The 12,103-nt window shown below is 45.0% G+C and carries 10 protein-coding genes and 1 tRNA gene; 6 read left to right on the top strand and 5 right to left on the bottom strand.

The genetic code is table 11. The features are described 5' to 3' along the window. Positions 1-529 precede the first annotated feature (529 nt). Together ACYVAA_RS20555 and purB are read left to right on the top strand one after the other, a co-directional pair. Positions 530-1,249, top strand: coding sequence for a DUF4397 domain-containing protein (locus ACYVAA_RS20555; protein WP_460545423.1), 720 nt, complete (start codon positions 530-532; stop codon positions 1,247-1,249). 178 nt (positions 1,250-1,427) lie between these two features. Then, on the top strand, positions 1,428-2,771 hold the full coding sequence (gene purB / locus ACYVAA_RS20550; protein ID WP_460545421.1) for an adenylosuccinate lyase: 1,344 nt from the start codon (positions 1,428-1,430) through the stop codon (positions 2,769-2,771). Positions 2,772-2,997: 226 nt separating this feature from the next. On the opposite strand, the gene ctlX is transcribed toward purB, so the two are convergent. The 5 genes from ctlX to ACYVAA_RS20525 all read right to left on the bottom strand — a co-directional run bounded on the left by ctlX (position 2,998) and on the right by ACYVAA_RS20525 (position 9,081). Continuing rightward, positions 2,998-3,945, bottom strand: a complete 948-nt coding sequence (gene ctlX, locus ACYVAA_RS20545; RefSeq protein ID WP_460545419.1) for a citrulline utilization hydrolase CtlX — start codon at positions 3,943-3,945, stop codon at positions 2,998-3,000. Positions 3,946-4,024: 79 nt separating this feature from the next. Beyond that, positions 4,025-4,942 carry a hypothetical protein gene (locus ACYVAA_RS20540; RefSeq protein ID WP_460545417.1) on the bottom strand — a complete coding sequence of 306 codons (918 nt, stop codon included), beginning with the start codon at positions 4,940-4,942 and terminating at the stop codon, positions 4,025-4,027. A 140-nt stretch (positions 4,943-5,082) separates the two neighbouring features. Next, positions 5,083-7,611, bottom strand: coding sequence for an ATP-dependent Clp protease ATP-binding subunit (locus tag ACYVAA_RS20535; protein WP_460545415.1), 2,529 nt, complete (start codon positions 7,609-7,611; stop codon positions 5,083-5,085). Between the two features lie 72 nt (positions 7,612-7,683). Then, a complete protein-coding gene (locus ACYVAA_RS20530; protein WP_460545413.1) occupies positions 7,684-8,322 on the bottom strand; it encodes a WbqC family protein in 639 nt (212 codons plus the stop codon). 129 nt (positions 8,323-8,451) lie between these two features. Beyond that, positions 8,452-9,081 carry an L-threonylcarbamoyladenylate synthase gene (locus ACYVAA_RS20525; RefSeq protein ID WP_460545411.1) on the bottom strand — a complete coding sequence of 210 codons (630 nt, stop codon included), beginning with the start codon at positions 9,079-9,081 and terminating at the stop codon, positions 8,452-8,454. A 67-nt stretch (positions 9,082-9,148) separates the two neighbouring features. Between ACYVAA_RS20525 and mltG the strand changes: the two genes are divergently transcribed. The 4 genes from mltG to ACYVAA_RS20505 all read left to right on the top strand — a co-directional run bounded on the left by mltG (position 9,149) and on the right by ACYVAA_RS20505 (position 11,772). Beyond that, positions 9,149-10,192, top strand: a complete 1,044-nt coding sequence (gene mltG / locus ACYVAA_RS20520) for an endolytic transglycosylase MltG (protein WP_460545409.1) — start codon at positions 9,149-9,151, stop codon at positions 10,190-10,192. A gap of 4 nt (positions 10,193-10,196) precedes the next feature. Next, complete coding sequence (locus ACYVAA_RS20515) at positions 10,197-10,601, top strand: acyl-CoA thioesterase (RefSeq protein WP_460545407.1); 405 nt, start codon at positions 10,197-10,199, stop codon at positions 10,599-10,601. Positions 10,602-10,614: 13 nt separating this feature from the next. Continuing rightward, on the top strand, positions 10,615-11,553 hold the full coding sequence (locus tag ACYVAA_RS20510) for a YihY/virulence factor BrkB family protein (protein ID WP_460545405.1): 939 nt from the start codon (positions 10,615-10,617) through the stop codon (positions 11,551-11,553). A gap of 134 nt (positions 11,554-11,687) precedes the next feature. Next, positions 11,688-11,772, top strand: a tRNA-Ser gene (locus ACYVAA_RS20505). The last annotated feature ends 331 nt before the right edge of the window (positions 11,773-12,103 follow it).

Below are 12,103 nucleotides of genomic sequence, written 5' to 3'. Positions count from 1 at the left end.
GAGAAAGTAACATTTTCTTGAATATAAAGGAGTTGGATGACATTGTCTTATTTTATCCATGAATTTGTTGTCCCTTCATCCCGCATAGCTATCGGGATGCGGGAGGATGAAGCAGTCTCGTTTTGTGCGAAGAAATTGACTTCCCTACATAGCTAACGGCTGTCAGGCAACCTTCTTATACGTGCTATCATTACACGCCAAGTTCACTTCGCTTCATTCGTGAAGATGATTTTAAATCAGAAGTGATAAAGTCTGGGGAGCTCCTTGAAGGCGCCTGATTTTTCCCTCATTTTTTTTCATCCTACTGTAGCGTTTCTCCACTGGCTTACGTTTTGGGGTTGAAACTGGATGAGATTATCCGCTTTGTTGCCGATACGTTTTTATCCTTTGCCCCTGCTTTACAGGAGCAGTTCTGGATGAACAAAGGAACTGAGACAAAAGCGAACAATCCGTGACAGACAATGAAAAGAGAAAAATAGATTAAACCAACACGATTATGTTAACCCGATTAAGCAAAAACAAGTTGTTTATGAATTGGAAAAGAAACCTGGGCCTTGTGCTGCTGGCTTTATCACCCTTGCTGATCAGCAGCTGCCTCAACGATGACGATGTGGAGTACTATGACGGTCCCGTGGCCTATGTGTCCTACTACCATGCTTCGCCCGAAACCGGCTCTGTTAGCATCTATGCTGACGGCAGACTGTACAACTCCAACAACTTTGAGTACACCGATTACTTTACGTACGGTAATTACTTTACCGGCGAAAGAGACCTGTCGTTCAAAAACAGGAATGCGGCCAATTCCCTTTTGGATACCGCAGTGACCTTGGAAGAAAACCAGCCTTATACCTTTTTCTTTATCGACGGTGAAGAAGATTCGGATATGGGCGTGGTGATTGCTGAAGACAACTGGGAGGATCCAGAGGAAAACAAAGCCATGGTCAGGTTTGCCCATCTTTCCAAAGATGCCCCTGAAGTGGACCTTTTTATCAATGAGGAGGAGACTCCCTTTGTTTCCAATGTTTCTTTTAAGGAGGTATCTGACTTCATTGAAATCGATGCAGACCTTACTTCCTTCACCGTGAAAAATGCGGGCACCGATGAGACATTGCTGACGGCAGAAGACCTTAATCTCCGTACACAAAGGATCTATACCGTGATTGTCCGTGGCTATGCCGATCCTCAAAACAGTTCCTCTTCCGAGGACGACCTTAGCCTTCAGGTCATCCGAAACTATCCAAATTACTAATTCGACAACTGAACCAACTTGTTCGATCACACCACGGGACGGCTAATATAGCAGTCCCGTTTTTTTTGATATATAGTAAAGACACAGCACTTTGACTGAAATTAACCGCAAATAGAAGTACTTTTACCATTTAAAGATTTATTTTTGCAGCATTATCCAAATCGAAACTGAAACCATCATGAATTTAAATACGCTGACCGCTGTATCCTCCGTAGATGGAAGGTACGGAAGCAAGACAGCCTCTTTACGTGCTTTTTTCTCTGAATACGCCTTGATCAAGTACCGTGTAAAGGTAGAAGTTGAATATTTCATCGCCCTGTGTGAAATGCCCCTTCCTCAACTAAAAGGCATTTCCAAAGACTTATTCCCTCAGCTGAGGGCCATAGTGGACAATTTCTCTGAAGCCGATGCTGAAGCGATCAAAGAAATCGAAAAAACCACCAATCATGATGTCAAGGCAGTGGAATATTTCCTGAAGTCTGCTTTTGATAAGTTAGGTTTGGAAGCTCAAAAAGAATTCATACACTTCGGACTGACATCGCAGGATATCAACAATACCTCCACTCCGCTAATGCTCAAAGACGGTCTGGAACAGGTCATTCTACCAGTGCTGGACGAAGTGCTCTCCAAGCTCAAAAGTCAAGTGGAAGAGTGGAAAGGCATTTCCATGCTGGCCAAGACCCACGGTCAGCCTGCTTCCCCTACCCGACTGGGCAAGGAATTCCAGGTTTTTGTAACCCGCTTGGAAAACCAGCTGGCCCTGCTGCACCAGGTGCCCTATTCAGCCAAATTCGGTGGAGCTACAGGCAATATGAACGCCCATAAAGTGGCTTATCCCAACCAAGAATGGAATACCTTTGCCAATAATTTTGTAAGCCAATACCTGGGACTGGAAAGAAGTTTCCCTACCACACAGATCGAACATTACGATAACCTGGCGGCTACTTTTGATGGTCTGAAAAGAATCAACACCATTCTCTTGGACCTGTCCAAAGATGTTTGGCAATATGTCAGCATGAATTATTTCAAGCAAAAAATCAAGGCGGGAGAAGTAGGTTCATCGGCCATGCCCCACAAGGTAAACCCAATTGATTTTGAAAATGCTGAGGGCAATTTAGGTATAGCAAATGCGCTATTGGAGCACCTGGCAGCAAAGCTTCCTGTCAGCAGGCTTCAAAGAGACCTTACCGACAGCACCGTGCTTAGGGTGATCGGAGTACCATTGGGCCACATGCTGATCTCCTTCGAATCGCTCAAGAAAGGATTGGGCAAACTGGAGCTGAACAAAGCGGCCATCGATGCTGACCTGGACGAAAACTGGGCCGTGGTGGCAGAAGCCCTTCAAACGGTATTGAGAAGAGAGGGGTACCCTAAACCTTACGAGGCCTTGAAAGACCTTACCAGAACCAATACGCATATCACCGAACAGTCCATCAGGGAATTTATAGAAACCCTGAACGTTTCTGATGAAGTCAAATCGGAACTGAAAGAGATTACTCCTTTTAACTATACTGGAATCTAGGATTTCCACATAAGGACGATAAACGAAAAGCCCCGGTAATGATTATTACCGGGGCTTTTCGTTTTATGGTTCTCCTATATAACCCAAATTCTAAGACCTGGAAAAAGTACATAATTTAAATTCAAAAATGCAATAGAAAATCTACGCCACGGCACACAAGTATTACGGCCTGAAACTGCTTTGAAATCGGTCGCTTCGCTACTGTATTCGACTTTCAACCTCAAATTCAATCATTTCTCAACTTTCTTGGCAAAAAGATCTCTGCCATCATACAACGTACACTTCCACCTCCCAGCTTTTCTATGGTAGGTATGGCTGGTACTATCAGTTCAGTATATTTTCCGATCAACTGCTTTTGTCCAGCCTTGAGGCTCTGGTAGGCTGTGGCAGACAAAACCGTATAAGCTCTCCCTTCCCCGTTTCGGAGCTCCAGCATATTTCCTGCAAAAGCCTGCTTCTGATGGATCGTTATGGGGACGATTTTTTTCCCACTTTTCAACAGGCTTTCTTTGACCTGCATCTTCTCAGCCTTTCTCTCAATGCTGTCTAGGCAAACCACCGCCAATTTTTCCCCGACATGCATCATCACATTGGTATGATAAACCGGCCTTTTTACTTTTTCTAGCGCTTGGACAGCCGAAAAAGTAACCACTTTGTATCCCATCAGCTGCTCAAAATAGTGCAAGGGGACAGCATGGGTACGCTCCGAAGAACAGGCATAAGCCACCTTATGGGCCCTGTCCAAAACCAGACTTCCGGTACTTTCCAAAAACTGCCCGTCCTCTTCAAAAAAAGTCAGGTCCACGATCTCCTCGGTGATAAAACCCTTGCTGGCCAATACCGTAACCAAATCCTTTCGGCGTTCTTTTCTTCTTCCGGGCGAAAGCATAGGATAAAGCAACAAACGACCATCTTCATGGGTACTAAACCAGTTGTTCGGAAAAATGGCATCCGGTTTTTCCGGCGTACTGGTATCCTCCAAAACAATCACCTCAATGCCTTTGGCCTTTAGCAGGGAAACAAAACCATCGAACTCTTTCAATGCTGTTTCTTGAACATCTGCGGCCGTTCTGTCATCAGGCTGTTGATACAGGTTATCCTGGGCAGTTTCGGGATTAAACCCAAAAGCCGCCGGTCTTATCATCAGTACCGTAGAAGTTGTTTGAGTGGCCATAAGACAGGATTGAGGTGAAGTGAAAGTGCTTTTCGGCAGCTTTCTCTGATAAAGTTACAAAACAACTTCTTCTTCCCCATTATTTCTTATGGTATTGATACAAAACCGGCTTTACCCTAAACTTCTCCTCACTCAGGGTAAAATAGCTTTGGCCACTGCGGCTAAAAGCCACCGCTTCTCCCTGTGGTTCCGGGATATAAGGTAATTGTACGGGTTTTCTGGACAGGGCTTCTTCAAGGCTTTCCCCTTCTTCTCTGGTCCAATGATAAATCACCCAATAGTTTTTGATGATGATTTCCTTACCGTCGGGAGAAATATCCCCTGCTACAGACATGGTTATGGGCAATTTCATCACTTCTTCCAGTTCGGTCGTATCAGCACCTGTGCTCTCCTCCTGCCTCAGACGGTAAAGCACATTACTCGAATCCCTTTTACTCACGATCAACACATCCCCGTTCCAGGGATCCACCATCAGCGTTTCGGCATCCCGTGCTCCCTCCGGGTATCGGACCTCCATGATATCAGGCTCCACCCAGGTAGTATCCTCATTTCCATGGGGCTCTTCAAAGCGGAGAACCTTTATGTTTGGTGCTGTAGCTTGGTTATCCCCTATCTCTCCTACATAGATATAGGATTTTCCATTTTCTGGCCCCGCCCCCACAGCAATGTCCTCCCAATCCCTATTGCTTGTTCCTTTCAAATGGATTTGCCCGATCGTTTTCCCCGTCGTATCCATTTTATAAATGACCGGAAGACCGCCACTGTCGTTATGGGTATACAGCACATTGTCATATTTTCTGGACGAAGCCAACCCGCTTGCCTCATTGAGCAAATTGCTGTCCACCTCTCCCATTCCCTTCCGTCCGTAATACAGTGAATCCTCCACCTGTGAATTAATTCTCCAATGGTATTTTTGATAAACCTTTTCCGATACCAGATAAGGGACCAATGAGGCCAAAAAGGTCAACTTAAGAATAATCTGAAAGACAAATTTCATGCGTATCAAGCTAGCAAAAGAAAGACCAATAAAACACTGGCTTAGAATATATTAATGTTAAAAAATGTAAAAACAAACCGACCGGAAACAAAAAAAGAGGTTCCAGATTGGAACCTCTTTTAATTTAATGGTTTATTAAGCTAATCAGCTTTTTCCTTTTTCTTTACAGTGATGGTCAACTCATCGCCTTCACCGGAATAATCAGCTTTGATCACATCCCCTTCGGAAAGCTCTCCTCTCAGGATTTCTTCTGCAATGGAATCCTCCAAGTATTTTTGGATGGCCCTATTGAGTGGACGGGCACCGTACTGTTGGTCATAGCCCTTATCCGACAAGAAATCCTTGGCCTTATCCGTAAGCTCTATGGTATAGCCAAGATCCGTGATTCTGCTGAACAATTTCTCCAAGCTGATATCGATAATCTTGTGGATATCCTCCTTGCTCAGAGAATTGAACACAACGACATCATCCAGTCTGTTCAGGAACTCAGGACTAAAGGCCTTTTTCAGGGCACTCTGGATAGTGGACTTCATTACCTCGTCCATGTTTTCCTCTTTGGATTTTGAGGCAAAGCCGATACCTGCTCCAAAGTCCTTCAGATCCCTGACACCAATATTGGATGTCATGATGATCACCGTATTCCTGAAATCCACCCTTCTTCCTAGGCCGTCGGTAAGGATACCATCATCCAATACCTGCAGCAAGAGGTTGAACACATCTGGGTGTGCCTTTTCTATTTCGTCCAATAGTACTACAGAGTAAGGCTTTCTTCTGACTTTTTCAGTCAACTGACCACCTTCTTCATAGCCTACATAGCCCGGAGGCGCTCCGACCAAACGCGATACGCTGAACTTCTCCATGTATTCAGACATGTCTATTCGTACCAAAGAATCCTCTTTGTCAAACAGATAAGTCGCCAATGTTTTGGCCAACTCTGTCTTACCTACTCCTGTAGGTCCAAGGAAAATAAAGGAACCTATCGGTTTGCGCGGGTCTTTCAGCCCCACCCGGGTCCTTTGAATGGCCTTGGTCAGCTTTTTGATGGCTTCATTCTGGCCGATCACCTTGCCCTGTAGCTCCACACCCATATTCAGCAATTTATTGCCTTCATTCTGTGCAATTCGCTTGGCAGGTATACCGGTCATCATGGCTATTACCTCAGCCACATTATCCTCTTCTACAGTATAGCGTTTGGTTTTGCTTTCCTCTTCCCACTTGGCCTTGGCATTATCCAATTGCTCAAGCAGTTTCTTTTCTCTATCTCTCAACTGGGCAGCCTCTTCGTATTTCTGGCTTTTGACCACCCTGTTTTTCTCCACTTTGATATTTTCTACCTCTTCCTCCAATTTTAGGATTTCGTCAGGCACATGGATATTATTGATATGTACCCTGGCTCCCGCCTCATCCAAAATATCGATGGCCTTATCCGGCAAGAACCTATCGGAAATGTACCTGTCGGAAAGTTTCACACAGGCATTCACCGCCTCGGGAGTATAATTTACATTGTGGTGGTCCTCGTACTTGTCCTTGATATTGTTCAGGATCTGTATGGTTTCTTCTGGAGAGGTGGCATCCACCATCACCATCTGGAACCTTCTGGCCAAAGCACCATCTTTTTCGATGTACTGACGGTATTCATCCAAGGTAGTCGCGCCGATGCATTGGATTTCTCCACGGGCAAGGGCAGGCTTGAACATATTAGAAGCATCCAAAGAACCACTGGCTCCTCCAGCCCCCACTATGGTGTGCAACTCGTCAATGAACAGGATTACGTTGGGAGACTTCTCCAGCTCGTTCATCACGGCCTTCATTCTCTCCTCAAACTGCCCCCTGTATTTTGTGCCGGCCACCAGAGATGCCAGGTCCAAAGTAACCACTCGCTTATTGAAAAGCACCCGTGAAACCTTTTTCTGAACAATTCTCAAGGCCAGTCCTTCAGCAATGGCTGTTTTACCTACCCCCGGTTCACCGATCAGTATCGGGTTGTTTTTCTTTCTTCTGGAAAGGATCTGCGCTACACGCTCGATTTCCTTTTCCCTACCAATAATAGGGTCAAGTTTATCATCCTCTGCCATTCGGGTAAGGTCTCTGCCGAAATTGTCCAAAACCGGGGTCCTGGATTTTTCAGCGGCTCCCTTGCCTCCTCCCCCGGAAGATCCTCCGGAAGATCCGAACAACTTGCTGCTTTCCTCATCGGTATCATCGGCCTCCGCTCCTGAGCGGGGACTTTGATCAGTTTGAAATTCCAGCATTTCCTTCACAGTATCGTAGGTGGTATCGAATTTATGCAAGATTTGGGTAGCTATATTATCTTCATCCCTAAGAATGGACAGAAGCAAATGCTCCGTTCCTATAAGTTGGCTTTTGAAAATTTTAGCTTCCAGGTAAGTGATCTTTAGCACTTTTTCAGATTGCCTTGTCAGCGGAATATTGGCCAGATTTTTCACATTGTGATTGGCCGTCCCTTTTACGGCACGCTCCACAGAATTGCGCAGCTCATCCAAAGGCACCCCTAATTTTTTCAATATGGAAACAGCGACACCCTCCCCTTCACGGATCATGCCCAGCAAGAGGTGCTCGGTCCCAATGTAATCGTGCCCTAGACGCAAAGCTTCTTCACGACTTAGAGAGATCACCTCCTTGACTCTATTTGAAAATTTTGCTTCCATTTAGTTCCTTTCTGATTTGTGATAAATCCTTTATCTAATTTTACCGAATTTGTTTTAAAAACACAATCCTTTTCAGGATTGTTCATTTCTTTTTTTCGACTGCTGAATCAGCTCCTTTGAGCGGGGTCCTTCGCAGAACAACAAATCGATAATGCTCAAATTAGGTACAAAGTCTAAGCCAAACAGTTGATTATAGGATACAGGCCTATAAATATTTCTTGCCTTAAACGACTCCTTGGCGACAATTTGGCCCCTGAGGTCCTGCATTTCAGGAAACCGCTCATATTGGTCACTTGTCGTCACCTCTATTTTAACTTGGAGCAATTTAAGACAAAGTGTCAGTAATTTGAGATTAAATTCAAACAGACTGTCAATTTGCTCCTGATAGACCGCTTCAAAATACGGAAAGAAAAATTCAAAAAAAGGAGCTTTGCCGTAGGCACTCTTGATCCCCCTTAGATGAACATTCTTCCATTTCTGATCATAATCTATCGCTACTTTTTTATACCTAACTTTTTTGTTCCCTCCTGATACGGGAATACTCAATGTTTCTACTTTATTGGCCAACCTAATATGTGCCCTGTTCCTATAGGTCTGCTTTTGATAATTATCTTCTTTTTCTACCACTATCCGATCCGCTCCATCTATCGCCACAAAAAATTCTATAGGAGGCAAATAAAACAAGTCGACCAGCAACGCTCTTTTTTCCATGCCCAAAAATAACCAAATTAAAACCTGTTTTGCATTTTTAACCTGATTACCTCTGTCCCCATTGTCCTGACCAATCACCCTTAGAAATGAATGGACATGCGATCACCACGGTTTAACGCCCGATCAGGACTAGAGCATCTCTTCTAAATTCCCTAATCCTTCTCTAATTACTTCTATCTCCCCACCAGTACAATCAACGACCGTAGAGGGCACATTGTTTCCATATCCACCATCAATCACCACATCCACCAGGTCGCGGTATTTTTCGTAAATAAGCTCTGGATCAGTGCTGTATTCCAACACATCGTCTTCATCCCTGATGGAGGTAGTGACGATGGGCTGCCCCAGCTCTTTTACCAATGTACGAGGAATACTATGGTCCGGGATTCGGATCCCCACCGTTTTCTTTTTGCTGTGCAGCAATTTGGGCACCTTATTATTGGCGTCCAGAATAAAGGTATAAGGCCCGGGAAGTGCCTTCTTCATTACCTTAAACACCGGAGTACTTAATACGCGGGTGTATTCCGAAATATTGCTCAGGTCATAGCATATAAATGAAAAATTTTGTTTCTGCGGCTTCACCCCCTTGATCTGACAGATGCGCTCAATTGCCTTTTGATTGTAAATATCGCACCCAATACCATAAATCGTATCGGTAGGGTAAATCACCACGCCCCCATTTCTCAAAACCTCCACCACTTGACGTACGTGACGGGGATTGGGGTTTTCGGGATAAATTTTGATAAAGTCTGCTGCCATAACCCTAAAGTTAAAAAATTAAATTAGCTATTTTTGCCCCAATTGAAATTGAGTCGTTTAATACTATATGATTACCAAAAAGAATCAAAAATACTACATGGTGGGAATGGTGGCCCTTTCCGTACTGGTCTCTTCCTTTGTCTTCTATTTCTACCAGGTGTTTTTCAGCGCCAACACCCTGACCAAAGTGGACGAACCCGCCGAACTGCGCATCCCCAGCAATGCCACCTTCAAGCAGGTGTCCGACAGCCTGACTGCCAACAATATCATACAGGATGTCATCTCCTTTAGCTTTGTGGCCAAAGTGATGAAGTACCAGGATAATGTCAAACCGGGACTGTACACCATCCAACCTAAAATGTCCAACAAGGAACTGGTCACCCTCCTCAGATCTGGCAAGCAGACACCTGTAAACGTCACTTTTAACAATATACGCACCAAGGAAGACCTGGCGGAAAGAATCACCAAAAACCTGGAAGTTGGCGAAAAGCAGTTTCTCCATCTCCTTACCGACAGTGTTTACATCAGAAAGTTTGATTTCGAGGAAGAAACCGTGATGAGCATGTTCATCCCAGACACTTATGAGCTGTACTGGAACACCAGTGCCGAACAGCTGTTTGACCGGATGTACAAGGAATACAAAAGGTTTTGGGATGAGGAAAGAACCGCCATGGCAGCGGAAATGAGCATGACACCCAAGGAAATCTCCACTCTTGCCTCCATCGTTCAGGCAGAGACCACCAAAAACACGGAAAAACCTACCATTGCGGGGGTTTATATGAACCGGCTGAACAGGGGCATCCCCCTACAGGCAGACCCCACTTTGGTTTTTGCCTTGGGCGATTTCACCATCAAAAGGGTGCTGAATGTGCACAAAGAAACCGACAGCCCCTACAATACCTACATGTATGCCGGCCTGCCCCCTGGCCCCATCAACCTGCCCGACATCACCTCTATCGATGCGGTACTCAATCATCAGGACCATGACTACCTGTATTTCTGTGCCAAAGAGGACTTTTCAGGCTACCATGTTTTCTCCACCAATCTGAGAGATCACTTGAACCAGGCCAGAAAATATCAAAATGCCTTAAACGCCGCCAAAGTATTTTAAGCCTATGTTTACAGCAACGACTCAAGTCCGGGTGAGGTATGCAGAAACCGACCAAATGGGCTACGTTTATTACGGAAACTATGCCATGTATTTTGAAGTGGCCCGTGTGGAAGCTTTGCGGAGTGTCGGTTTTTCCTATAAAAGGATGGAAGACGAAGGGGTCATGATGCCGGTACTGGAAAGTCACAGCAAGTACCTCAAACCGGGAAAGTACGATGAGCTTCTGACCATCAAAACGACCATTGCCAAAATCCCCGGGGTGAAAATCAGGTTTGACTATGAAATCTCCAACGAAGAGGAAGAGCTGATCCACACCGGTCACACCATCCTTACCTTCCTGAAAAAAGACAGCCATAGACCGTGCAGACCTCCTCAGGATTTAGTAGATTTATTACAGACTTACTTTTAGGATAAGCGCACTGATGGTCAAAAAAAAAGTGCATAGCATACTAGACAAACTGGACAAGCAGGCGAAGAAGCTGAGAAGCATCCACCTCAAAAACCCGGACCAGAACCTTTATGATGTGGGAAAGATCTTCCTCCACCAGCTGCGCAAAGATGAGATCGATGACCGTGCCAATGCGGTGGCCTTTAATTTTACCGTGGCCCTTTTCCCGCTGATCTTGTTCTTGCTGAACATGCTTCCCTTTATCGAGCTTTTCTTCCCGGAAATCACCCCTGAAAACATCCTGCTCTTTATCAAGGAAGTCATGCCCCCCTCCTTGTACAAAGGCACCGAACCGACGGTTCTGGACATTATCAGCCGTCCGAGACAGGGCATGCTGTCCTTTGGTTTCTTTTTGGCCCTTTTCCTGGCCACCAACGGGGTAGCCTCCCTGATGAGTGCCTTCAATGCCTGCTACCGCACCAAAGAAAACAGGGGCTACCTTCAAACCAGGGCCATAGCGGTAGGCATCGTCCTGCTGCTGATCCTCGACATTTGTGCCGCAGTCCTCGTCATGATCTTTGGCAACAAGATGCTGGTTTTCCTAACCGAATACGGTGTGGTCTCCAACACCATCCTCTATTATATGGTGGCTTCCCTCAGGTTTTTTGCCCTCTTGCTGCTCTTTATGATAGCCACCTCTTTTATCTTTAGGTTTGCCCCGGCAGTACATGACAAATGGCACTTCTTTTCCTATGGCTCCACCACCGCAGGCCTGCTGATCACCCTGGGTTTCTATCTCTTTTCCTATTACCTGAACAACTTTGCTTCGTACAACAAACTGTACGGCTCCATAGGCACCATGATTGCGCTGATGCTGTGGCTGCTGATCACCTCCTACATCATCCTGATTTGTTTTGAGATCAATGTCAGCCTGGACAAGGCTGCCGAAAGGAAGCACCTCCCGAAAATTTAACCCCTAAAAAATCAGCCGGTTAATGGTTTTGAGAATATTTTTCTTCACCAAACTATTGCATAAATCAAACTAAGAAGTACCTTTGCAAACCGTAAGACAAACATAAACGTCTTCAAATAATACGCATCAGACCCAGAGGAGTGGCAGAGTGGTCGAATGCGGCGGTCTTGAAAACCGTTGTACCGCGAGGTACCGGGGGTTCGAATCCCTCCTCCTCTGCATAAACAAACCCTAACTCGCTTAAAAACAATGAGTTAGGGTTTTTATTTTTAGTTCAGGGTCCTTTTCAGGGTCTTGAAAATTATTTTATGTTTTATTTCAGGTAATTGACATGGCAATAACTCGGACAACCTATTACGCCCCTCAAACTTTTATAATTTACAGAGATCTGCCGTTCTGAATTTCCGATCAGTTAATCAATTGAAATGATTCTCCCTAAACCCCTGGCGTATTATAAGCCCAACCTATAATTCCTCTAGGTGCCTCATATTGTATTTCTTTATCGAAACTCAAACCTGAATAACTCCCTTTTAATAACTTAAAACCAACC

The organism is Echinicola sediminis, from assembly GCF_054777495.1.
Note: the sequence above shows the minus strand (reverse complement) of the source record. Positions and strands in the feature narration are given on the sequence as shown.